Origin of the sequence: Pseudovibrio sp. Ad46, assembly GCF_001623065.1 — a bacterium.
Taxonomy (GTDB): Bacteria; Pseudomonadota; Alphaproteobacteria; order Rhizobiales; family Stappiaceae; genus Pseudovibrio.
This window is the reverse complement of sequence record NZ_LMCG01000046.1, coordinates 292454-314221: the sequence shown is the minus strand read 5'-3', so window position 1 is coordinate 314221 and position 21768 is coordinate 292454. Positions and strand designations below refer to the sequence as shown.

23 protein-coding genes are annotated in these 21768 nt (G+C 51.5%); 15 read left to right on the top strand and 8 right to left on the bottom strand.

What is annotated here, in order from left to right:
• The first annotated feature begins 66 nt into the window (after positions 1-66).
• From PsAD46_RS12600 to PsAD46_RS12565, 8 genes are all read left to right on the top strand, one after another.
• A complete protein-coding gene (locus PsAD46_RS12600; RefSeq protein ID WP_063293541.1) occupies positions 67-966 on the top strand; it encodes a sulfotransferase domain-containing protein in 900 nt (299 codons plus the stop codon).
• Between the two features lie 376 nt (positions 967-1342).
• Complete coding sequence (locus tag PsAD46_RS12595; protein WP_063307028.1) at positions 1343-2389, top strand: ABC transporter ATP-binding protein; 1047 nt, start codon at positions 1343-1345, stop codon at positions 2387-2389.
• A gap of 31 nt (positions 2390-2420) precedes the next feature.
• The gene (locus PsAD46_RS12590) at positions 2421-3788 is read left to right on the top strand and encodes an ABC transporter substrate-binding protein (protein WP_063293543.1); all 1368 of its coding nucleotides are present in this window, start codon (positions 2421-2423) and stop codon (positions 3786-3788) included.
• 53 nt (positions 3789-3841) lie between these two features.
• Positions 3842-4762, top strand: coding sequence for an ABC transporter permease subunit (locus PsAD46_RS12585; protein ID WP_063307027.1), 921 nt, complete (start codon positions 3842-3844; stop codon positions 4760-4762).
• Entirely contained in the window at positions 4762-5613 is an 852-nt protein-coding gene (locus tag PsAD46_RS12580; RefSeq protein WP_208981814.1) for an ABC transporter permease subunit, read from the top strand. Before PsAD46_RS12585 ends, PsAD46_RS12580 begins: the two co-directional genes overlap by 1 nt.
• 96 nt (positions 5614-5709) lie before the next feature.
• On the top strand, positions 5710-6348 hold the full coding sequence (locus PsAD46_RS12575) for a hypothetical protein (RefSeq protein WP_063307026.1): 639 nt from the start codon (positions 5710-5712) through the stop codon (positions 6346-6348).
• A 166-nt stretch (positions 6349-6514) separates the two neighbouring features.
• Positions 6515-6994: a type III secretion system chaperone gene (locus tag PsAD46_RS12570; protein WP_063307025.1), complete on the top strand. Its 480-nt coding sequence runs from the start codon at positions 6515-6517 to the stop codon at positions 6992-6994.
• 101 nt (positions 6995-7095) lie between these two features.
• The gene (locus PsAD46_RS12565) at positions 7096-7851 is read left to right on the top strand and encodes an SDR family oxidoreductase (protein ID WP_063287469.1); all 756 of its coding nucleotides are present in this window, start codon (positions 7096-7098) and stop codon (positions 7849-7851) included.
• Between the two features lie 38 nt (positions 7852-7889).
• On the opposite strand, the gene PsAD46_RS12560 is transcribed toward PsAD46_RS12565, so the two are convergent.
• On the bottom strand, positions 7890-8372 hold the full coding sequence (locus PsAD46_RS12560; RefSeq protein WP_063307024.1) for a hypothetical protein: 483 nt from the start codon (positions 8370-8372) through the stop codon (positions 7890-7892).
• Between the two features lie 110 nt (positions 8373-8482).
• Positions 8483-9310, bottom strand: coding sequence for a cysteine hydrolase (locus PsAD46_RS12555; protein WP_057460872.1), 828 nt, complete (start codon positions 9308-9310; stop codon positions 8483-8485).
• A 125-nt stretch (positions 9311-9435) separates the two neighbouring features.
• Here PsAD46_RS12555 and PsAD46_RS12550 point away from each other — a divergent pair, with 125 nt between their 5' ends.
• The gene (locus PsAD46_RS12550) at positions 9436-10344 is read left to right on the top strand and encodes an AraC family transcriptional regulator (RefSeq protein WP_108819721.1); all 909 of its coding nucleotides are present in this window, start codon (positions 9436-9438) and stop codon (positions 10342-10344) included.
• Here PsAD46_RS12550 and PsAD46_RS12545 read toward each other — a convergent pair.
• Together PsAD46_RS12545 and PsAD46_RS12540 are read right to left on the bottom strand one after the other, a co-directional pair.
• Complete coding sequence (locus PsAD46_RS12545) at positions 10341-11207, bottom strand: YjjW family glycine radical enzyme activase (protein WP_063307023.1); 867 nt, start codon at positions 11205-11207, stop codon at positions 10341-10343. The genes PsAD46_RS12550 and PsAD46_RS12545 overlap by 4 nt on opposite strands.
• Complete coding sequence (locus tag PsAD46_RS12540) at positions 11179-12714, bottom strand: YjjI family glycine radical enzyme (protein WP_063307022.1); 1536 nt, start codon at positions 12712-12714, stop codon at positions 11179-11181. The genes PsAD46_RS12545 and PsAD46_RS12540 overlap by 29 nt, the downstream gene beginning before the upstream one ends.
• 236 nt (positions 12715-12950) lie before the next feature.
• On the opposite strand from PsAD46_RS12540, the gene PsAD46_RS12535 reads away from it, so the two are divergent.
• Positions 12951-13433 (top strand): hypothetical protein, encoded by a 483-nt coding sequence (locus tag PsAD46_RS12535; protein ID WP_063307021.1) that lies wholly within the window; start codon positions 12951-12953, stop codon positions 13431-13433.
• Positions 13434-13518: 85 nt separating this feature from the next.
• Here the strand turns inward: PsAD46_RS12535 and yghU are convergent, their stop codons facing one another.
• Positions 13519-14385, bottom strand: coding sequence for a glutathione-dependent disulfide-bond oxidoreductase (yghU, locus tag PsAD46_RS12530; RefSeq protein WP_063307020.1), 867 nt, complete (start codon positions 14383-14385; stop codon positions 13519-13521).
• A 269-nt stretch (positions 14386-14654) separates the two neighbouring features.
• Here yghU and PsAD46_RS12525 point away from each other — a divergent pair, with 269 nt between their 5' ends.
• The 4 genes from PsAD46_RS12525 (at position 14655) to PsAD46_RS12510 (ending at position 17269) form a co-directional block, all read left to right on the top strand.
• On the top strand, positions 14655-15158 hold the full coding sequence (locus tag PsAD46_RS12525; RefSeq protein WP_084404398.1) for a GNAT family N-acetyltransferase: 504 nt from the start codon (positions 14655-14657) through the stop codon (positions 15156-15158).
• A 105-nt stretch (positions 15159-15263) separates the two neighbouring features.
• Complete coding sequence (locus PsAD46_RS12520; protein ID WP_063307018.1) at positions 15264-15695, top strand: carboxymuconolactone decarboxylase family protein; 432 nt, start codon at positions 15264-15266, stop codon at positions 15693-15695.
• Positions 15695-16570: an RNA polymerase sigma factor SigJ gene (gene sigJ / locus PsAD46_RS12515; RefSeq protein WP_208981813.1), complete on the top strand. Its 876-nt coding sequence runs from the start codon at positions 15695-15697 to the stop codon at positions 16568-16570. Before PsAD46_RS12520 ends, sigJ begins: the two co-directional genes overlap by 1 nt.
• 84 nt (positions 16571-16654) lie before the next feature.
• A complete protein-coding gene (locus tag PsAD46_RS12510) occupies positions 16655-17269 on the top strand; it encodes a LysE family translocator (RefSeq protein WP_063307017.1) in 615 nt (204 codons plus the stop codon).
• 2 nt (positions 17270-17271) lie between these two features.
• On the opposite strand, the gene PsAD46_RS12505 is transcribed toward PsAD46_RS12510, so the two are convergent.
• The gene (locus PsAD46_RS12505) at positions 17272-18012 is read right to left on the bottom strand and encodes a class I SAM-dependent methyltransferase (protein ID WP_063293556.1); all 741 of its coding nucleotides are present in this window, start codon (positions 18010-18012) and stop codon (positions 17272-17274) included.
• Between the two features lie 202 nt (positions 18013-18214).
• Between PsAD46_RS12505 and PsAD46_RS12500 the strand changes: the two genes are divergently transcribed.
• Positions 18215-19723, top strand: a complete 1509-nt coding sequence (locus tag PsAD46_RS12500; RefSeq protein WP_063307016.1) for a malonyl-CoA synthase — start codon at positions 18215-18217, stop codon at positions 19721-19723.
• Between the two features lie 286 nt (positions 19724-20009).
• Here PsAD46_RS12500 and PsAD46_RS12495 read toward each other — a convergent pair whose 3' ends face one another.
• Together PsAD46_RS12495 and PsAD46_RS12490 are read right to left on the bottom strand one after the other, a co-directional pair.
• Positions 20010-20951, bottom strand: coding sequence for a glycosyltransferase family 2 protein (locus tag PsAD46_RS12495; RefSeq protein WP_084404397.1), 942 nt, complete (start codon positions 20949-20951; stop codon positions 20010-20012).
• A gap of 34 nt (positions 20952-20985) precedes the next feature.
• Positions 20986-21765 carry a glycosyltransferase family 2 protein gene (locus tag PsAD46_RS12490; protein ID WP_063287714.1) on the bottom strand — a complete coding sequence of 260 codons (780 nt, stop codon included), beginning with the start codon at positions 21763-21765 and terminating at the stop codon, positions 20986-20988.
• Positions 21766-21768 lie beyond the last annotated feature (3 nt).

Sequence of the window (21768 nt, the reverse complement as noted above, 5' to 3'; positions counted from 1 at the left end):
TCTGTCGCGTAATCCATTTTGAAATCCGACCCCGCGTTTCATGGATACGCCTTAAGGTCTGTGCTGATGAAGAAGGTTCTGATCCATATCGGTGCGCATAAAACCGGTACAACTGCCCTGCAAAAGCAGCTCTACTCTAAACACCCTGATTTGTTTGATGATTGTACAAGCTTTAAAACAAGCTCATTTATGCGACTCTATGAAAACCGTATGATCAAGCCCAAAGCAGAGGAACTGGCAGACCTTTTTCAGGAAGCAATTATTAAGCCAGAGACAGACACCTATCGAATTTCTCACGAAAGGCTCATGGGAAAGGCGTTCGTCCATAAACAGTTCTATCCCAACGTCAAACGTTATTCTCAGCTCGTGAAAGAACTGCAGCGACGAGGTGTGCAAGTTAAAACGCTGGTCACCGTGCGAAACCGTACCGATTTCCTGGTCTCGTTCTTTCTCCATTGCCTGTCGTGGCATGGCACTCCCAAAACCTTTCATGAATTTGCAAATAAGGCAGTCACCCCCTCGTTTGCATGGCAAAGCGTTGCACAGCAACTAGAGCGGATTTCTGTCACGTATCTGCCTCAGGAGGCGATGGAGAAGCATCCGGTTGAGTATGTTGATCTCATAAACAAGTTTTACGAGAAGAAACTGCTGGAGCCGGATGATCTCAGTCACCGGGCCAACTCAGGTCTGAATGAACTTGGACTATCTGTTATTCCGCAGCTTTCCGTTATTGAGGACACTGGGCTGCGCAATGTACTGCTCAAAAGCGCGCTTGATTATTGCAAGCAGGGCAAACGAGCAGCGGTCCTTTCCAAAGATGTTGAGGGGATATATCGCAAGCATTTTCTGGAAGGAGACATTGCTTTTGCCAAAGCAAACTTTCCTGCGCCTTTCCGAAAAATCTATTCACAGACGAAACCGGTGGCAGAACAGTTCTGGTTTGCCTTCGCAAAGGCTGATGCCTGAGCAAGTTCTCTGTGTCGCTTGCAAACCGTCAGTCTTTCAAATTCCCTTGTCTCTATAAGGGGTTGAATAGGAGCATCGGTGGAGATCAGTGTGCTTGCTGACGGCATATCTGTGCGAACTGAGCGGCTTTGGGTGAGGGCAAGTCGCTGATATCCTGTATGGTAGCCCTCATAACGTTAAACTCACGCCGGTTTTACTGTACCGTTAGTAACGCACTGGCTTAGGGTGCAAATCACTCAACTGGCAGGAGAAACCTGACCTCCTCCGATTTATGGGGTAGGCTTGTGCTATTGCGCAGGTTTCGCTGCAGCTTGAAAGCAACAATAATAACAGATGGACGCAAACGTCCCGATCAAGATGAGTGAAGAGGCGCCGTGTGACGCAGGTTCAGCTGAAAAACCTCTCAAAAGTGTTCTCAGGAACGCCTGCGGTTGATGCCATTGATCTTGATGTGGCGTGCGGCGAGTTTCTGGTGCTGCTGGGCCCGTCTGGTTGCGGTAAAACCACGAGCCTGCGTATGGTCTGTGGTTTGGAGCAGCCGACCTCCGGTTCCATCTGGTTCAATGGGCGGGATGTGACCACTCTGCCTGTCCAGAAGCGAAAAGTTGGCCTTGTTTCTCAGCGCTTCGGCCTGTTCCCACATATGACGGTTGAACAGAACGTAGCCTTTGGTCTGTCTGTGCGCGGCCTTTCAGCAGATGAGCAGATGCGGCAGGTGGGCGAGATGCTGGAGATCGTCCGTCTCTCGGCGTTTGCTAAGCGCTTTCCTGCTCAGTTGTCCGGTGGACAAATGCAGCGCGTTGCGATTGCACGTACGTTGGTGACCAGGCCTGAAGTGCTGTTGCTGGATGAGCCAATGGCGAGCCTTGATACGCTGCTGCGTACTGAGATGCGCCAGTTTATCCGCGATCTGCATGATGAGTACGGCATGACGACGCTGCTGGTGACCCATGACCAGATTGAGGCGATGGATCTGGCGGACCGGATTGCGGTGATGTTTGACGGTAGAATAGCGCATCTTGCAGCACCCGATGAGATTTACCAGCGTCCAGCCAATGAACAGACTGCCCATTTTATGGGGCATTCCAATATTTTTGCATGCACACCAACATCTGATGGGCATATCGAGAGCCCTTATGGACAGCTCATGCTGGGAGCTGGATCAAGCCTTGGTACTAAACAGCCAACAAAGGCTATGCTGCGGTTTGAAAGCATACAGATTGAAGAGTGCCTCGAAGCACCGCAGAAAAATGCGTTCTCCGGCACAATCACACGAGCAGAGTTTCTTGGAGCGATGATGCGCTACACGCTTCAGGTGGGAGAGGGATCTCTGACCGTTGAGGAAGCATCTACAATCAAAAGAAAAACAGGCGATGCGGTCACTGTGACCTTACCGCCAGAGCAAATTTGGCTGCTGCAGTAAAAGCGGCTGAAGAACCGGTTGGGGGCAATTTATGAAGAACACAAAATCACGCATTAAACAGATGCTACTTGCAAGCACGCTCGCTGTTGTCAGCTGGAGTAGCGCTGTGCAGGCAGAAGACGCTCCGGGCATGTTCCGCAGTGAGTTTTTGAAGGGCAATCTGGGGTGGGAAGATGTCACCGCAAAAGCGCGTGATGAAGGCACCGTCAACTTTTATTACTGGGGCGGGTCTGACATCATCAACCTGTGGGTTGATCAGGTGGCAACACCAGCATTGGCCGCCGAAGGGGTGAAGCTGAACCCTGTGCGCATCACAGCAACTAAAGACACGGTAGATGTGGTGATTGCCGAACTGGCAGCAGGTCGCGGTGAAGAACAGGGCAGTGTGGATCTGGTCTGGGTCAACGGCGAAAACTTCTACTCTCTCAAGCAACAGAATGCGCTGTGGGGTGCTTTTGCCAACCGCCTGCCTAACTCTGTGAATTTTGAGTGGGATGAGAGCGATCCGCGCTCACTTCTCAACCTGCGTGATTTTGGTGTTGAAACCGGTTTTCAGGAAATGCCCTGGTCTGGTGAACAGTATGTGTGCTCCGTCAACCGCGCCCACGTCTCTGCAGAAAACACACCGGCGACCTTTGCTCAGCTGAAGACCTATCTGGAAGCCAATCCGGGCAAGTTCACTTATGTGAAGCCTCCGCATTATCTGGGCAACACCTTTGTGCAGTCTGTCCTTTATGCGCACAATCCGGACGGCACCGGGGCTGCGCCTTACCAGCAGAGTTTTGAAGAGATGGGCGGCGAAGAGCTGGCACGCCTGATGGAGCCAGGTATTGAGTACCTCAAGAGCATCGAACCATTGCTATTAGGCGGAGCTTCCGGCAAGCCACGTTATGCTGAAAATTCTGGTGAACTCGATAATCTCTTCCTCAATTCTGAAGTGCACTTCAATTGCAAGTTTGGTGTGTTTGGCAATCACAACGGTCTGATCACGGGTGCCTATCCGGAACAAGCGGAAGAGATGATCTTCCCGGCTGGCAACATGATCAAGAACAAGAACTACCTCGCCGTTCCACTTAACAGCCCACATCCGGCAGCAGCTCTTGTGGCCATCAACTACTTCTCTTCGGCAGAAGCGCAGGCCTCCAAGCTGAAAACCGCAGGCATGCCTGTTGGTCTGGATATGTGGCGCCTGAGTGAAGAAGAAACGGCAGAAGTTGCAGCCTCCGCGCCTCCACATTACGGCGTGACTCAACAACAGCTGGATGACAACATCGCGCCAGACACCAACGCCAGTCTTGTTGATGTGATCGAAGCTACCTGGTTGGCGGTTATTGAGCGCAAAGACGATAAGCCTCTGGCAGATATCGTTGCGCAGGTCTCCGGCGAACTGAACAACTAACATCTTTGCGGGTGGCGGCTTTCTGCCATCCGCTTTTTATGAAACGAAAACTGATGCCCAAGGCACTTCCAGCAAACTCCAAAACGGTCGCATCTCCCGCGCTCATGCAGAACCTGCGTGATGTTGTTGAGGTGATGCCTTTGCTTGTGATTTTGCTGGGGTTGTTTGGCGGAGCAGTTGTGCTGGGCATTCTGCAAAGCTTTGGCTATGCGCCGTGGTTTGGTATCAATGAGTTTCCAACAACCCGATATTTTGAACGCCTCTGGCTCTCCGTTGATTTTTGGGCGTCATTGGGCCTGACGCTCTATTACGGCTTTGCAGCAACACTGATTGGCCTCGTCATTTCGATCCCTCTCAGCATAGCCCTGTCTAAGAAGTTCAGAGCCTCGCGGGTTTTTGGGGCACTCATCCGTTTGCCACTTATGGTGCCGTACACCGTTGGCATTGCACTGGCGCTGGTGATGCTGGGCAATGGCGGGCTGCTCTCGCGCATCTCTGCAGGTCTTGGGTTGATTGATGATCCGGCTCAGTTTGTACAGATCCTCAAAACCCATGGAGGCTGCGGGATTATCGCTGTTTATGTTTGGAAGCAGGTGCCGTTTATGACGCTCACCCTTTCCGCCGTTCTGGCTCGAAAAGGTGAAGATACGATGGAAGCAGCCATGGTGCTGGGTGCAAACTCCAGACAGATTTTCTGGCGTGTCACGCTGCCACAAATTATGCCAGGCATTGTCTCTGCTTCCCTGATTTGCTTTGCGTTCAACATCGGTGCATTTGAAGCACCGCTCATTCTGGGTGGCGGTTATCCGGATACCCTGCCTGTGTTGGCTTGGCGGTATTTTCAGGATGCCAACTATGCGTTCCAGTTGCAGGGCATGGCCGTGGTCGTTTCACTGGCATTGGTTTCCGGCATCTTCCTCGCAGTTTACCTGTTGGGTTACCGTAGATATGAGCGGGCAAGGGGGCGCGTCTGATGATCGGTTCGAGCTCCAGCCTCCGGGACATTAAGTCCATCAGTCCATGGCAGCGCCTGCTGGTGTTGGCCATGGCATCTTTTACCATCGCACCGTTTGCCCCGCTGATCATCCAGTCTTTGGCCTTCCGTTGGGCGTGGCCGAACATTTTGCCAACTGTCTGGTGGCATGAGCAACGGGAGCGCTCTCCGTTTCCACTGGCATGGGACTATGTGTTCTCGCCAAGTTCTCGCGTTGCAGAAGCGACCATCAACACGCTTGGTATCGGCATTGCAGTGACGCTGTTGTGCCTGCTCATCTGTCTGCCCGCTGCTCGCGTGCTGGCACAGCGGAACTTTCGCGGTAAAAACCAACTTGAGTTTTTGATCGCTTTGCCGCTTCTTATTCCTGAAGCTGCTATTGGTATTGCTTTGCTGATGATCTTTATCGCGCTCGGCTTTGCTGGCACCTATGCAGGCGTCATTGTGGTGCATCTGATCCCAACCATTCCGTACATGGTGCGTATGCTGACGGCGGTTTATCAGGGGCATGGAACGGACGCAGAAGACCACGCACGTGTTCTTGGTGCCAATCGCCGACAGATTTTCTTCCGCGTGACCTTGCCTATGATCCTTCCCGGAGTGATTGCAGGTTGCCTGTTCACCTTCTTGGTCTCAACTAACCTGTTTTTGCTTACGTTTTTCATCGGGCAGGGGCAAATCATTACTCTGCCGACCCTGCTGTTCGCAAAAATATCCGGTGGTGCACTGGATGCAACAGGAGCAGGCATTGCCCTCATCGCGTCTGTGCCCGGCATCATCCTGCTGATTTTCACAGATCGCTTTATTCGCAGCTATCCGTTAGCTGAGTAATCCCTAAAATAATTAGAGATCTGTCTCGTTCAACACACCTGAAGTGTGAGCCTTTGGGTACGTTGAAGCCATGGGAAGAACTTTAGGCATTAGATTATGACGGGTATTTCAGTTGGCGGAGCGTCCTCGTACCATGCCCCGCTGGAAGTGAATGCACCGGCAGCTCTTCAGGCGGCAGAGCTGGGTGGTCACACTGTTTCCAAATCCAACGAAACGCGTATTAGCGAAGGCTCGAACAGCGCCACGAGCAAGATTTCAGAATTTTTTGAAGGCATGGCAACCAAGCAGATTGTGTGGAGCCAAACCGACGCAGATGCAGCGGCAGACCGCCGGCAAGAAGCTGCAAGTTCAGCTGTTTCCGCCGTTTTCTCCAATTTAAAAGACGGCAGGTTAGCTGAAGCTTATCAGAGTTTCACGAAGTTGCACCACGCCGCAGAAAAATTGGAACCCAATAACCCACGTGGGTTTGTTTCAAAGCAGCTGCAAAATGCGGCCTCTCAATTTTCGGTGCAAGAGCGTGATGCAATTCGCCTGCATGATTTCAAAGGTGATGGTGATCGGCTGGTGCGCGGCCATTCTGCCCATGCAGAGCGTGCGCTTCATGTCTTTGAAGGACTTGTGAAAGGCGGTCTCATGTCCGTTGGAGACCTGAGTTCAGAAATCCACTTTATTGATGACATCATGAGTGAAATTCCATCAGCGCTAAGGGGCGTCAAGACAGAACTCACTCTGTAATCTGATCACGCATGAGAGGAAAGGCAACGCAGATTGCCAGGGCATCCTCTCACATTTTAAAGCACTTGGTGTTTGCGGCGTCTTTTCGTGAAGGCTCTGGAAATACCGGGTTTCGCGCGGTCTGCGGGTAGGAAAAGCAGATCACTTACAAATTAAGGGGCGACAAATGGAAATGGTTGAAAACACACTCAGGCAATTCGGCGAGACGATAGGGTTGCCGGACCTGAAACTGGACGCAGAGAATATTTGCTCATTGACGGTTGATGGTGAGATCGAGGTGTTTTTCCAAGTCTTGGATTTCAACGCAAACGTGGTCCGTCTCAATAGCCGTTTGGCAAGCCTGAACAACGTCCCCAAGTCCCTCTACCAGCACCTTCTGGAAGCCAACTATAACGGTATGGGCACGGGACACGCTGCGCTTTCAATCAACCAGCGCAGCTCTGAGGTGCTTTTGACCCAGGCCATTCAGGTCGACAATTTGTCAGTTGAAGAGTTTGCAGAAACCGTCAAACTGTTCGTGAAGTACACCAGTTTCTGGGTGCATGAACTGGTGGAGCTGGCAAAGTTCCCCTCTGATGAGCCTGTTCCTGTGCAAGATATGCCAGTCGATAGCTTAAACTCTCAAATGCAGTATCTGATGCCTTAAGTGATGAAGGCGAGATCTCAAAGATCTGGAACCTCGCAAATCGGGTGGGTTTTGTCCGCGCAGACGCCAATAGTGCCTCCAGTCAACCACTGGAGGAAAACATGGAGTTACACGGACAAACGATCATCATCACGGGTGCAAGCAGCGGAATTGGCGCAGCTGCAGCCGAATTGTTCGTTGATGAAGGCGCTAACGTGGTGCTTGGGGCCAGACGTGAAGCAGAGCTCGCTGCGCTGGCAGACAAGATCACGAAACAAGGCGGTTCAGCCACCTACCTTGCAGGGGATGTGACTGATGAGGCCTATGCTTCCGCATTGGTAGAACATGCGCTCAACACCTACGGTGTGCTGCATGGAGCCTTCAACAATGCTGGCACTGTGGGGAACATGGAGCCGATCCCAGAGATGGACAGCGCGAACTGGGAAAATGTTCTGCAAACCAACCTCACCAGCGCATTTTATGCGGCCAAAACACAGATTCCGGCTTTGAAGAAACGCACAAAGGGGGCGATTGTGTTCACATCCTCCTTTGTGGGGCACTGCAACAGCGGCATGCCGGGTATGGGAGCTTATGCTGCCAGCAAGGCTGGGCTGGTTGGGCTGGTGAAATCGCTGGCTGCAGACCATGGACCAGATGGCATCCGCATCAACGCGCTGCTCCCCGGCGGAACCAAAACAGCAATGGCAGGGGATGATCCGGAGGGACATGCCTTCATTTCTGGCCTGCATCCACTCAAACGCATGGCAAGCCCGAAAGAGATTGCCCAAGCCGCGCTGTTTCTGCTTTCGGACCGGTCCAGTTTTGTGACAGGAAGCGCGATGACCGCTGACGGTGGTGTTTCAATCCGGCTGGTTTAAATCCATGTGAAATCCAGAGGGAGGCACAGCCTCCCTTCTTACCTGCTTGTCAGCAGCTGATGACCTTCCAACTTCAATCCGGCATCAGCAATGCGTTTTTCCCACGCCTTGCGTGTTCCAATGCCTGCGGGCTTTTCGAACAAACCTGCCTCTTCGGCGGCCTTCGTTAAAGCGGCATACATTGGGATGTTGGGGGCGTCATCCGGCAGGAGCAGTTCTTTGCGATGGAGGATTGGCGGGTTCTCACGCTTGGAATAGTCGATGGCCTTGCTTGTCTGGGTTGCAAGATCAAACGTGATGGAGTGGAGCAAAGCCGGGAAGCCGGAGATCTCAAAGTCCTCGTAATGCAGCAGCGAGACTTTGTCCTTGCTGATCTTGCATAGGTTCCATGGGGTGTCCGGATGCTGTGCCACGACCTGAGCCAGTCGTTCAGCCTCCTCCGCAGGGAGCAATTCAACGCCAGAGCGATGCAGGTAGAGCCAACCACTCACACGGCGGCCAATTTTCGTCTTTTGAGCCATAGCTCTTCTCTAACCGAAACTTATTGCGCATGCAGTTCAAATTGAGGTGTTAGCGAAACGGAGAGATAAAAAACGCACCACCTTAAGGAATAAGGCGGTGCGCTAGGTGGTTAAGCCTGAAGCAGCTTAACAGCTTCGTCTGTTGTCCAGACCGCGTTTGCGATGAAGCGGAAGTTGGTCAGAGCAGCAAGATAACCATCACCATCCGGAATAATAGCAGCAGCGGTGCCATCACTCACCACAGCAACCTCAAAGCCTTGCTCGATCAACTCGCGCATATGGCTCTCGGTGCAAAGGTTAGCAGACATACCTGCCAGAATAACCTGATCGACACCCTGCTTGCGCAGCTGAAGAGACAGATCATTGGTGTCGTTGCCGTAGACCTTGTGCGGAGACGTGACGATGGTTTTGCCGTCGTTGATGTATGGCTTGTAAACGTCCAGCCAGTCCGCACCTGATCCTTCAAAGCCATCCACGTTGAGTGCGCCTTTGCGGTCAAACATACCGATGTTGTGCATCAGCTTTTCCAGCGCACCTTCAAACTTCCAGCCGTGGTCGGTTGGGTAGTAGTAGTGAGGAGAAACGGCCACGGTGATGTCCGCTGCTTTTGCAGCTTTGAACAGGCGCTCGATGTTGCTGACTGTGTTGTTGCGGGTTACGCTCTCGCCTACAACGCCCCAGGTCACACCATCAGGAGACAGGAAGTCATTCTGAGGGTCGGTCACCACAAGCGCAGCGCGGCTCAGGTCCAGCTTCATGTTGCTTGGAGGCAGAACGGACTTTGCTGGTGGGGCATATGGATCTTTCACTTTGTCCTGCGCTTTGGCGTGCGCTGAACCTGCAATTGCCGCACCGCCAACAGCTGCTGCAGCTGTCAGACCACCGCGCAGAGCATCGCGGCGGCTGAGTGTTTTCTTGTGATCATGATCATTACACATCGTCTGTTCCTTCTCTTGTTCGGTGAAGAGAAGATGGAATAGGCGATGTGCCTTGTGGTCCAAAATTGGTACCTTTTCGTCCTGATATGTATCATTCCATCGATTGGCGGCGTATAGAGATCAGCATGGATATTCATTTTATTCTCGATGAAATGGAGATACAGGCGCATCCGTTTGCTTTGTGTGAGCTGAATGGCGCCTGCGATCTTGATCTGGACAAAGACCCTTTGGCAACGCTGCACTATGTGCTTGCCGGAGAAGGTGAGCTTGTGCTGCCGGGACGCCCTGCCATTCCGGTGAGCAAAGGGTCGTTGATCCTTGTACCTGCACTCAAAAAGCACGTTCTGCGTAGCTTCGGGCAGGTTCACGATCCAATCCCCAGCTGCAATCCTGACAAGCTGAAAATGGCACACCTGATCCATAACAGTGACACACAGGACAAAGGCCAGCTCATCGCGATCTGCTCTCGTATCTCGCTCAGCTTGCGGCAGATGGAGAATCTGATTGATCTGGTGCAGGAACCGATTGTCGAAAATCAGGCTGGCGAAGATGCCTGTGAAGCGCCAATCCGACGATTGCTGTTGGAGCTTGCCAATCCTGCGCCCGGAAGCCTCGCCATGGTGCGTGCACTCCTGATGCAATGCATGATCGAACTGATGCGCCGCCGCTTCAACGATCAGCGCGGCGGGTTGGAATGGATGGCCGCGCTGCGAGATCCACGCATGTGGCCGGTGCTTCGGCATATCCTTGACACTCCGGGCGAACCGCACTCCGTCGAGAGCCTTGCCTCCCTCGCGGGCATGAGCCGCAGTGGCTTCGCCAAACGTTTTCAGGAAGCATACGGCAGTGGCCCGATGGAACTTCTGCGAGATGTGCGCATGCGCCGTGCTGCCACTATGCTGCTAGAAACAGACCACCCAATTGAGCGCGTCTCCCACCTCATCGGCTTCCGCAGCCGCAGCGCCTTCTCCCGCGCCTTCGAAGCCGCCATCGGCGTTTCACCGCAGAAGTTTCGAATGGAGCGGAAGGGCTAAATATAAACCGCTGGCACCACCACATTCGTTAGCCCTGCTGATCGCAGCTCCGCTGCAATACGTTCCACGTCTGGTTCTTTCATGGTGGGCCAAGTGAGGGCTTCGCCTTTGACGCCGTGGTGTTGGAAGGCATTGAGGCGTAAGGGCGTATCTGTATCCAGTGCACGAACGAAGTTAGCGAGGTCTTCGATTTCCTCATCGCTGTCTGTGCGGCCCGGGATGAGCAGATAGCGCAGTTCGTGCAGCTTGCCGGAGTCAAAGAGCAGCTTAGCGGTGGCCAGAACGCGTTCATTACTGCGGGTGGTGAGTAGGCGATGTAGGGTGTTGTTGAAGGCTTTGATGTCAAGCATCACGCCATCGGTTACGGGCAGAACGGTCTTCCACGCAGCTTCGGGCAGGTAGCCGTTGCTATCGATGAAGCAGGTGAGATCCTTCAGCTTTTCATCCGTTTTGATCGCTGTGAACAAAGAAATGATGAACTTCAGCTGCGTGGTTGCCTCTCCGCCTGAAATCGTAATGCCATTCAGGAACGGTTTGTTCTGGTACAAAAGCGCCAGAACATCATCAACGCTGTATTGCGTGACCTTGGGGTTGGCGTTGATGGGGCAGACGTCCAGACACTTATCGCATTGGTCGCAAATGCTCGCGTCGTGCACCACTTTGCCTTGCACAATGGTCAGAGCGCCAGTCGGGCACTCTGACACGCAGTCACCGCAATCGTTGCACAGCTTCATGGTGTGCGGGTTGTGGCAGGTCGGGCAAGCGAAGTTGCAGCCTTGCAGAAACAGGACAAGCCGGTTGCCCGGCCCATCCACACAAGAGAACTTTAAAACCTTACTGACTGTAGCGAGGGGCAAGTTCATGGCTCATCACCCGTGGTGCACGCTCCAGTATTTTACCAGTCTCAGCAGCTTCCGCACCCAGCACAGTTGTGTTGATGCGAGACCCGCCGCATTCCTTGAACTTCGCAATGTCTGACAAGCGCACCATGTAACCGGTGATGCGCACCAGATCATTGTTGGAGACGTTGGCGGAAAACTCCCGGAAGCCCAGTTGGAAAGCACCTTTCACGAGCTGCTCCAGCGCGGCTGGATTGTTCTCGATGGTTTCATCCAGTGTCAGAATCTCCGAGACACCGGATGGATAGAACGCATGGTGCTCTGCCAATGCCTGAACGTGCGTGACCGGATCGGGCTCACTGCCATAAGGGATGCGAACACCCGGCGTACAGCCATCATCATCGCTGAGGCCTGCTTGTGAATGCAGCATAGCCTTACCTCGCCAACAGTGTTCCATGGGACGCGCTTCAACAGCCTCATACAGCACTTTGGAGATGCGGTGACCAAGCTGGTTGGCGGTCTCATCATGTCCGTACTTGCCGGAGCGGCCATCCTTGGCCTGCAACTCATCCACGCACTGCGCCATGGCAAAGATGCCATACATGGCCGTGAAGCGGTCTCGGCTGATCCAGTCTTCCTTCACAAGGAAGCTTTCAAAGAAGCCGGACTTGTTGAAGAGATGGTCAATCCGCGCTTCAGTCAGGCGGAAGTTGAGGTCAATGTATTTCGGCAGAACGTTCTCGAAGAAGTCTGCAGTATCTTTGGAGCGACGCGCTACTTCTCGCAGATTGATGCGGGTCAGGGTAGACGCGCCACCGCATAGAGGCAGCACGTTGTAACAACTGGCGACACCATAGCCGTAGTCATCAAACAGAGGCTGATGCAGTGGGTTGTTCGCGATGTGGGGTTTGGAACATTCAATGATGCTTTCGCAAGCCTGTGAGAAGATCGCATCAGAGCTGATATCAGGATCCCAGATGAACGTCAGGTTCGGAGCAATCTGCTTCAGCTCCGCGTCAATGCGCATGATGGTACGGGCTACGCGATTGTCGGTTGGCCCCACATTGGCGTGCATGAAGGCATCCGGCAGCACACGGTCCAGATAGCGCCAGAACAGCTTCAGCTTCTTGTAAAGATCTTCATCGCTGACCTCATCGCAATACGGTAGCAGCAGATTGTCGAGGCGACCAATGAACACTGGCATGTTGGTGACAGACGGCACGTGATGATAAGCAATCATGAGGGAGTTGATAGCTTCATCCAAGGTGGTTGCCGGTTCCAACTCAAGGAAGGTACTCCCCTTTTCCAGAACCACGGAGTAGTCGGGCATCACATAGCGCGGTTTGAAGGGGGCATGCCCCTCATACATGTCGCAGATAACACGCTCTTCCAATGCCTTGGCGGTTTCCTCATCAAGCTCAGGATAAGGCAGAGAGTTTTCTGCCTCCAGCGAGAGATAACGCGCCTTTTGCGTAAAGGAGAGGCCTGGGTCTTCCGTAATGCCCTTAAACCGTTTGAGAAGCTCCGACATGGTTTCGTTCCTTTTTGCTCTTTGGAACAAATCTTAAACCCGGGAGACAGGCGAGGAATTGAACTACCGCAATTTCCGATTGGAAAAGAAGGGTGGTGCACAGGGCTATTGTTTCTGCAAAGTGTTTATTGCAGAAGTTCGGTTTGAGGTCTCCTTTGCATTAGGTGCGGTTCTGCTGCAAACTGGCTGAGTTCGTTGGTAAATAAGGCGGGGAATATGTCAAAGGATATTAGTTTGTGAATTTTAAGAGCTGCAAAACTGCGTTGTTTAAGGAGTATCTAGCGGGAGCCCAACTCCGCAGCATTGGACGTTTGAGAGATATCGTAAACGAAGAAGAGATCGATAACTTTCTAAGGATTGAAACTGATAAGGGAGTGATCAACCTTTATGCTCTGGGTGTTAATCCAATAACGAATAGCGATGAGGATTATTTGAAGTTCGATCACTTCAACTTATTCTCTCTCTATGATGGCCTCGCTGTTATCGACACAATTACTCTCACAGGCGAATACATGAATGATATCGAAGCCTGTTTTGAAACTGATGGGGAAGTACTTGTAGGCTTAGGCTTTTCGGCTGCAAATACACTTTATCAAGCTGTGTTCGCCTATGACGAAATACTAATGATCACAGACCCGAGAGCTTCACTCATTGAAAATGTCGCCGCACAGCTACAGCACTTGCCTTTGTCGAAACTGGACCTGATTTTTGTTGCTTAGATTGGCCAAGGCAGTTGACTTGATGCGAGAAAAACCCAGCCTCATCGAAGCCGGGTTTTGTATACTTGCGTGCTGATAGCGCGTATTATGCGGTTTCAGAGGCTGGCTTTGGGTCCAGGTCGCTGGCATCGTGGCGTTCTGGGACTTGCTGGTCCTCATCACCCCATGTGCGGTTTACGCGTTTGCCGCGTTTCACGGCAGGGCGCTCTGCGATTTCTTCTGCCCAACGCTTGACGTTTTTGTAATCGTCAACGGAGAGGAATTCGGCTGCGCTGTAGAGCGAACCAAGCACCAGCGCGCCGTACCATGGGAAGATTGCGATGTCTGCGATGGAGTACTCATCACCAGCCATAAAGCGGCGCTCGGCCAGATTGCGGTCCAGAACGTCGAGCTGGCGTTTTGCTTCCATGGCGAAACGGTTGATCGGGTATTCAAACTTCTCTGGCGCATAAGCGTAGAAATGACCGAAACCACCACCCAGATATGGGGCAGACCCCATTTGCCAGAACAGCCAGTTCATGGCTTCTGTGCGTGCTGCCGGATCTTTCGGAAGGAAGGCGCCGAACTTTTCTGCCAGATATAGCAGGATAGAGCCAGATTCGAATACACGGGTTGGTGTCTCGGTGCTGTGATCAACCAGTGCCGGGATTTTGGAGTTAGGGTTTGCGCCAACAAAACCGCTGGAGAACTGGTCGCCTTCACCAATCTTGATCAGCCATGCATCATACTCAGCTTCGCTGAAACCTGCTGCCAGAAGCTCTTCCAGCATGATGGTGACTTTCACACCATTTGGCGTTGCCAGCGAGTAAAGCTGCAGCGGGTGTTTGCCAACCTGCAGATCTTTGTCATGGGTTGGACCAGCGATAGGGCGGTTGATGTTTGCGAACTGGCCGCCGTTTTCCTGTTCCCACACCCAAACCTTTGGTGGGGTATATTCTTGGTTATCACTCATAAAATTGTGGCTCCGTATTGATTATGTGCAAGTGGGAACGAGCAGTTTTTCGGGCTGCCTTTTTCATCTCAACAGATGGGTGAATCCTTAGTGAAATCAAGTGTGCAATCAAAAACAAGATCTTGGACATCACTCCTGAGCGCTTAGTCCACCTCGAAAGTTCCCTGTGTGCCAGATTAAAATTTGCTTTTTACAAAGCAGCTCCCGGAATATTGTTCGTCAATGACACTACGCTCAGAGATTCCTTTTTTCATTGCTGGACTGATCAAATGACTGTGATACCAACACTCGAAACAGAAAGATTGCGCTTAAGGCCGATGACAATTGAAGACTGGCCTGCCTATGAGCAGTTGATGCAATCCGAGCGTTCGCAGTTTATGGGCGGCCCAACACCCAAGCATGTGACCTGGGGTATCTTTAGTCATGATATTGCGCATTGGGTCTTGTTTGGTCACGGTGCTTTGATGATTGACGATAAGACCACGGGCAAAACCGTTGGTCAGGTGGGCCTTAATCACGGGCCGCTTTTTCCAGAGCACGAGTTGGGCTGGTTCCTCTATGAGGGCTTTGAAGGACACGGATATGCTTTGGAAGCGGCTCAAACCATACGTAAATGGGCCTTTGATAAGTTGAGTTTGAAAACGCTCGTCAGTTACATCGACCCTAAAAATGATCGCTCGCGGAAGTTGGCTGAACGGATGGGAGCTGTAATTGATCCTGATGCGCAACGTCACGATCCGGTCGATCTTGTCTACCGTCATCCGTCCTCCTGAACTTTTTGAGGTGTAGAGTTTGTTTTTTTCTCATCACCACGTCACATCTGAGAGAGCTGTCTCGTCGACCCAGTGAACGCAACAAAACAATCACTGGAGATAACGATGAACGTTCACACCACCATCAATCACTACGAGAGCGGTGCGCAGATCATGGCAGCCCTTCAGGGCGTGGAAGCAACCATCGCTGCGACTGGGTTTGATGAAAAACTGCATCACCTCATTCTGCTGCGGGCTTCCCAGATCAATGGCTGCGGGTTTTGTGTAAAGATGCACACCCGCGATGCCCGCAAAGCTGGTGAAACCAACGAACGTCTGGATCACCTCATCATCTGGCGCCATTGCGATGACTTTTCTGAAAAAGAAAAACTGGCCTTTGAATGGACCGAGGCACTGACCGAACTCAATAGGGAAGATCAGTTGTCACGTCTTCGCCAGGAGTTGAAAAAGCACTACAGCGATCAGGAAATTTCCACCCTGACGGCGATGATTGGTATGATCAACCTTTGGAACCGGATTGCGATATCGAACCATTGATGATGAACTCAGACAAATCACTTCGTGTATTTGAACAGGCCAGACCCATGTTGATGGGGCTGGCTTATCGTTTGTTGGGCACAACAGCGGAAGCTGAAGATGTGGTGCAGGAAACCTATCTCAGCTGGTCAACTGCCGCGCAAGACGACATCACCAACCCTGATGCCTGGCTGACGACGGTTTGTACCCGCAAAGCACTCGATCAGCTCAAATCAGCACGCAAAAAACGCGAAAATTACGTTGGTATGTGGCTGCCTGAGCCGCTTCACACCACCACACAGGACACACCGGAAGACAGAGTGGAGCTTTCCGAAAGTCTCACAATGGCATTCCTTTTGGTGATGGAGCGCCTTGCTCCAAAAGAGCGGGCTGCGTTTTTGCTGCACGAGGTGTTTTCCTCCAGTTATGAAGACGTTGCAGATATATTGGAGGTTACTCCGGCCAGTTGCCGCAAGCTGGTCTCAAGGGCAAAGGCCAATATTCAGCAGAAATCTCAACGCTTTGTCGCTCCGCCAGAAAAACAGCAGGCGATGGTGAGTGTATTCCAAAGCGCGCTGGAAACCGGAGAAACAGCCGAACTTTCTAAACTTTTGGCGGCTGATGTTGCGCTTATTTCCGACGGCGGCGGCAAGGTCAATGCCGTTCCAAAACCACTTGTTGGTCTGGAGCAAGTGCTTGGCTTTATCGAAAAGGCGATCTCCCCAGCCGCGAACAGTGGCAAAGCTTGGGTTGAAGAACTCAACTCCTGCCTGTCTCTCGTCACGGTCGACGGTAGCGGGATCACGACGACTTTCACCTTTGGCTATGATGATAACATGAAAGTCGACGCGATTTATGCGCAGCGAAACCCGGACAAGCTCGCTGCCTTCCATTAAGCAATTGCAGTCCAATCAAAGGCATAGCTTGCAATGTGACAAAGAACCTCCCAAACTATCCTCTGATGTTTGGGAGGGGAACTCATGTCCGTTGAGATGATATTAGCGCTTGTGATTGCGACGACTGCTCTGGTGGCCATCCCAGGCCCCAACGTTGCGCTCATCGCAGCCAATACCATCAGCCATGGCTTCCGCTTTGGAGCCGCTACGGTACTGGGAACAACACTCGGCGTTGCCATCCAGCTCAGCATTGTGGTGCTTGGGTTTTCTGCCCTGCTGGCACTCGTTGCAGATGCCTTTTTATGGGTGAAATGGGTTGGCGCCGCCTATCTGATCTATCTCGGCATCAAATCCTGGCGAGAGCGGACGGATATGTTGGAAAACGCTGAAGCCAGTAACACCCCTTTGCGCAAGCTGTTCTGGCAGGGCATGTTGCTTGCTATGATCAACCCGAAAACGCTCGTGTTCAGTGCGGCTTTCCTCCCTCAGTTCGTTGGGGATCAAAGTACGAGTTACGCTCTTGCCCAGCCAGCGTTGATCTACCTTCTCGTTATTCTAGGTGGAGATCTGTGTTGGGCGGCTCTTGCTCGTTCTGCAACACCGTTCTTCAAGAGCATAGGTCATTTGCGACATAAACTCACTGGCACGCTCTTCATTGGTTCTGGCATTGGTCTCGCTCTGGCGCGTATTGAGCGATAGCTTCAAGCTTTTCTGCCTATGGGAATGATCTCGCGTGAGGTAGCGTGGTAAGGTTCACCTGTCCATTCACCGAGCCATGTTTGAGCACATAAGCCAGCTTCTTCAAGGAGCTGGTCGACTTTGTCTTGTGCCGTATATTTAATCTCAGAAGGTGCGCTGAAAATCTCACCAGTCTCAAGCTGCCTGTAAGCATTGATGAAACTGAGCGTTTGAGTGGTCTCGTCATATTCTGAAATGTTCCAGCTCTCAATTGCACCGAGGGCAGGGTGTTGCGTCCGGCTCAGTGTTTCTTCTTTGCGGCGCGTCTTCTTGCCCGGAAAATTTGGGTTGCGGGTATCAAAGATAAACTGACCTTTGGGGCTTAGATGGGCTGCGATCATTTTCAGAGCTGCAAGCTGGTCCTCTTCCGTCAGGAAAAACTGAAAGGAATGTCCTGTCAGGCAGACCAGGTCAAATGTCTCTCCCAGATCAAATGAACGGGCATCTGCCTGTACCCAGCGGACTTGTTCTCCATTGGGGCGCTTGCGTGCAATCTCCAGCATCGCTTCAGCCGGGTCGAGACCAACCACACAGCGACCCTCAGCCAATTGAACGGTAAGCTCTCCCGTACCGCACCCCAGGTCGAGGACAGAGCGTGCCTCGCGTGCAAGCACTTTGCAATATGTGTGATCCGCGCGATCTCGTGGTGTCAGCTCATAAAATTGTGCCAGATCGGGATCAGTGAAAATTGTGCGATGAGTCATTTGAAAATTGCATCCTTGGTCAATTCTTGCAGCATAGAACGTCAAAGCCTTTTGGACAATTCTGCGCTTTGCTTGCTAAAACCGAGGAAGACGTGGCTGTTCAGAGCCTCGGGTTCGCACTAGTCTTATCTCGATGAATCAATACCAGTGTCTCACATTGAGATGCGGGTGAACGTCTGTTGCAATAGTGAAAGGCAGTCTCATGGCAAACCCGCTTTATGATCGTTTGTTTGGGATCCATGCGTCCAAAACAGAGCCGTTTCTGTTCCTTCAAGATGGCACTACTCTTACTTATGCCCAGTTCTTGGCAACAACCGCACAGATGGCGCACACGCTGGTCGCAAATGGCTTGAACCCGGGCGATCGTGTTGCTGCACAGGTTGAAAAATCATCAGAATCTCTGGCTCTTTATGCCGCTTGCGTTCAGGCTGGTCTCATATTCCTGCCCTTAAACATCGCTTATACCGGTGATGAAATCTCCTATTTTCTCGAGAACAGTGGAGCATCTCTTCTTGCCTGTGATGGCGCAAAGGCAGAGACATTGCAGCCCCTAGCTGATCAGCTAGGTGTCCTCCTCAAAACCTTGAATGGAGACGGTTCCGGGTCTTTGATGGCAGAAGCCAAAACTCACCCAACTGCTTTTGAGACTGTAGAACGAGATCTGCAGGATCTGGCAGCGTTTCTTTACACATCAGGCACAACAGGCCGCTCCAAAGGCGCGATGCTGACACAGGACAATTTGCTGTCCAACGCAGATGTTCTGGTTGATTACTGGCGCTTCACAAAAAATGATGTTCTGCTACATGCGCTGCCGATCTTTCATACGCATGGCCTGTTTGTAGCAACCAATGTTATCCTTGCTGTTGGTGGCTCTATGATCTTCCTGCCAAAGTTCAATCAGGATGCCATCGTGCAGTTTCTGCCGCAGGCCACTTCCATGATGGGGGTGCCAACGTTCTATACCCGTTTGTTGGGTGATGAGCGTTTTACCAAGGAGCTGACAGAGCATATGCGCCTGTTCACCTCCGGCAGTGCACCATTACTGGCTGAAACTCATCGCCAGTTTGAAGAACGTACGGGACACCGCATTTTGGAACGTTACGGCATGACTGAGACCAACATGAGCACGTCGAACCCGTACGATGGAGAGCGACGCGCAGGCACTGTTGGCTTTCCGCTTCCCGGCGTTGAACTCAAGATCACCAATCCTGAAACGGGTGCTGAACTGCCCCAGGACAGCATCGGCGTCATTGAAGTTCGTGGCCGTAACGTGTTCAAAGGCTATTGGCAGATGCCTGAGAAGACAGCTGCGGAACTGCGAGAAGATGGCTTCTTTATCACCGGTGATATGGGAAAGGTGGATATGGATGGTTATGTTCACATTGTTGGACGCAACAAAGATCTCATCATTTCAGGCGGCTACAACATTTACCCAAAAGAGATCGAGCTTTTACTGGACGAACAACCGGGTGTTCATGAAAGTGCGGTGATCGGCATCCCCCACGCTGACTTCGGAGAAGCCCCGCTTGGATTAATTGTTGCCGAAAAGGGTGAGACCCCTGACCTCGAGCAGATCATGACCACCGTCAAAAAACACCTCGCCCGCTTCAAACACCCCCAAAAACTCTTAATCATCAACGAACTCCCCCGCAACACCATGGGCAAAGTCCAAAAAAACATCCTGCGTGATAAGTATGGTGAAGCTGTGTAGGTAGAGCTGTTTTAAGTCTACCGCCGTAACAACCTGAAAGGCTTACAACGCTTTAAGAGAGTTTATGAGTTTCTTGAGATATTTGGCGGGAGAGAGATAGCGTGTTTCTCCAAATACGCTTTAGTCTTTTTTTCTCGCTCTCCTGGTCCCGTTGCCGAAGTTATGAAGCAGTCTAATTTTTTGCAAAATAAATGAGCCAGTATTGCATACATTCTGCCCCTTGCAGGTGCGATGTGGTAAAAGCGTTATGAGTCCTGGGGACTACATTATGCGCACAAGGCCATGACTATGACCCATCAATATTCTGGTAAATCTGCCCCAAGTTCATATTTACACCTCGTAAGAGACCAATTGCAGAAGCGATTTTCTTGGAAGAAGACAGCATCATCTTACGCCCTTTTTCAGCGTGAAAAATAAAAATAATGCATGATGTTATGTTACCAGCAATACCTCCGAGTATCCGGCCTATAGCTTTTGGGGCTGCTTTTTTAAAAGCTTTTTGTGGGCCCAGTCTTTTACGTGAAATGTAGGCTTGTGCGCTTGCTACGGAATATGCTCTGCGCACTTGATAGGAGAAGGAAAGCCGAGCCAGCGGTGTTACTTCTCGTGTGATAGCTGTAGGTACCCAGATGATTGTCGCGCCACGATCTGTTGCCCGGTAGAAAAAATCAATGTCTGTTCCTCCGCTAAAACGCATTGTCTCGTCAAAGTTTAAGCCTTTAACGGCATTTACAGAAAACAGAACATTGTCCGTGCCAGCGGTCTCCATCCGGGTGCCTAGCGTTCTTTTGTTACGAGGGCGGTGGAATGCCCACGGTGCGTTAAGATCTTCTGGGGTGGATTGTGTCCAACCATGATAAACGTCTGCGGGCCATAGTTTCATGGCCTGTGCCATTTCAATCAACCATTGAGCGTCAATGACTTCGTCATCATCTACAAATGCGATCCAATCAGGTTCCAAGTTGCGTGCGGTTTGTATGGCAGTGTTGCGCGCAAACGGGATCCCCGGTTCAGGCTCGTGAACATAAGTTAGAGGATATTCTGAGGCCCTTTGTACATCTTCCTGACCTAGAACAGGCATGGGTTTACTATTGTTATCACACACAACAAGGGAGATCTCAAAACTCGGATGCTTAACGAGCTGATTTATAGATGATAAACAATTGATCAGCATGTTTTTACGTGCGCGCGTACATACTGCAATCACAAGTTTCTGGGAGTTTGACACGAAAAATTCCGACTAAATTAAAGGAGTAACATTCTTAATGTTGAACGTTCTGCTTTTTTTCGAGCATTTTCAGGATGCGGGAGAAACGGGAGAATGACTGGGTTGCTGCGAAGGCAAAGCCCTTCCAGCCAGCGAAAATAAAGCGTCGCACGAACAGGTACTTGAACATTTCAACCGGCAGCTCGGTCACCAACCGAAGGCGTAACAACCAAACAGGCTTTTGCTTCTGTGTTTCTGCCGCAAGCTCAGAGGTGTAGTTCAACTTGCTCAACGCATGAGCCCAGGTGCGGAACGAGTAATGGTACTGGCGATTATGCAGAGTTCCCATCTTGTAGCCGTCATCAAGCTGCATCCGATCGTAGGATGGGTCAAGTTTTATACGAGCATGTTTAAGGTTATAAAGGCGGGGAACTTTTCTGAAATCAGCAAAGAGGCGCGGTTTGCTGTCGCCAGGAAGAACCATAGTGTTGCGGACCAGATAACAGGCACACTCCGGTTCTCCAGCCGCAAACATCTGTGTCAATTCTTGTCGCAGCTCAGGTGTTACAACTTCATCTGCGTCAATATAAAACACCCAGTCAAAGCTGCACTGCGTCTCTCCAAAGCTTCGCTGTGGTCCGAACCCTTTCCAAGGGTTGTAAACCACCTTTGCGCCATGAGATTTTGCAATGGCCACAGTGTCATCAGTGGAACCTGAATCGATTACGATAATTTCTTGCCCAAGTTCTTTGACGCTTTCCAGTGTTCTTCCAATTCGGTCAGCTTCATTAAAGCAACGAATTAGGATAGAAATCGGTGGCAATACCTGTGACATCTG

What these genes read in the sequence shown, in the direction of transcription:
- PsAD46_RS12600 (WP_063293541.1), top strand. Translation starts at nt 67, where the DNA reads ATGAAGAAGGTTCTGATCCATATCGGTGCGCATAAAACCGGTACAACT.
- PsAD46_RS12590 (WP_063293543.1), top strand. Translation starts at nt 2,421, where the DNA reads ATGAAGAACACAAAATCACGCATTAAACAGATGCTACTTGCAAGCACG.
- PsAD46_RS12585 (WP_063307027.1), top strand. Translation starts at nt 3,842, where the DNA reads ATGCCCAAGGCACTTCCAGCAAACTCCAAAACGGTCGCATCTCCCGCG.
- PsAD46_RS12580 (WP_208981814.1), top strand. Translation starts at nt 4,762, where the DNA reads ATGATCGGTTCGAGCTCCAGCCTCCGGGACATTAAGTCCATCAGTCCA.
- PsAD46_RS12575 (WP_063307026.1), top strand. Translation starts at nt 5,710, where the DNA reads ATGACGGGTATTTCAGTTGGCGGAGCGTCCTCGTACCATGCCCCGCTG.
- PsAD46_RS12570 (WP_063307025.1), top strand. Translation starts at nt 6,515, where the DNA reads ATGGAAATGGTTGAAAACACACTCAGGCAATTCGGCGAGACGATAGGG.
- PsAD46_RS12565 (WP_063287469.1), top strand. Translation starts at nt 7,096, where the DNA reads ATGGAGTTACACGGACAAACGATCATCATCACGGGTGCAAGCAGCGGA.
- PsAD46_RS12560 (WP_063307024.1), bottom strand. Translation starts at nt 8,372, where the DNA reads ATGGCTCAAAAGACGAAAATTGGCCGCCGTGTGAGTGGTTGGCTCTAC.
- PsAD46_RS12555 (WP_057460872.1), bottom strand. Translation starts at nt 9,310, where the DNA reads ATGTGTAATGATCATGATCACAAGAAAACACTCAGCCGCCGCGATGCT.
- PsAD46_RS12550 (WP_108819721.1), top strand. Translation starts at nt 9,436, where the DNA reads ATGGATATTCATTTTATTCTCGATGAAATGGAGATACAGGCGCATCCG.
- PsAD46_RS12545 (WP_063307023.1), bottom strand. Translation starts at nt 11,207, where the DNA reads ATGAACTTGCCCCTCGCTACAGTCAGTAAGGTTTTAAAGTTCTCTTGT.
- PsAD46_RS12540 (WP_063307022.1), bottom strand. Translation starts at nt 12,714, where the DNA reads ATGTCGGAGCTTCTCAAACGGTTTAAGGGCATTACGGAAGACCCAGGC.
- yghU (WP_063307020.1), bottom strand. Translation starts at nt 14,385, where the DNA reads ATGAGTGATAACCAAGAATATACCCCACCAAAGGTTTGGGTGTGGGAA.
- PsAD46_RS12525 (WP_084404398.1), top strand. Translation starts at nt 14,655, where the DNA reads ATGACTGTGATACCAACACTCGAAACAGAAAGATTGCGCTTAAGGCCG.
- PsAD46_RS12520 (WP_063307018.1), top strand. Translation starts at nt 15,264, where the DNA reads ATGAACGTTCACACCACCATCAATCACTACGAGAGCGGTGCGCAGATC.
- sigJ (WP_208981813.1), top strand. Translation starts at nt 15,695, where the DNA reads ATGATGAACTCAGACAAATCACTTCGTGTATTTGAACAGGCCAGACCC.
- PsAD46_RS12510 (WP_063307017.1), top strand. Translation starts at nt 16,655, where the DNA reads ATGTCCGTTGAGATGATATTAGCGCTTGTGATTGCGACGACTGCTCTG.
- PsAD46_RS12505 (WP_063293556.1), bottom strand. Translation starts at nt 18,012, where the DNA reads ATGACTCATCGCACAATTTTCACTGATCCCGATCTGGCACAATTTTAT.
- PsAD46_RS12500 (WP_063307016.1), top strand. Translation starts at nt 18,215, where the DNA reads ATGGCAAACCCGCTTTATGATCGTTTGTTTGGGATCCATGCGTCCAAA.
- PsAD46_RS12490 (WP_063287714.1), bottom strand. Translation starts at nt 21,765, where the DNA reads ATGTCACAGGTATTGCCACCGATTTCTATCCTAATTCGTTGCTTTAAT.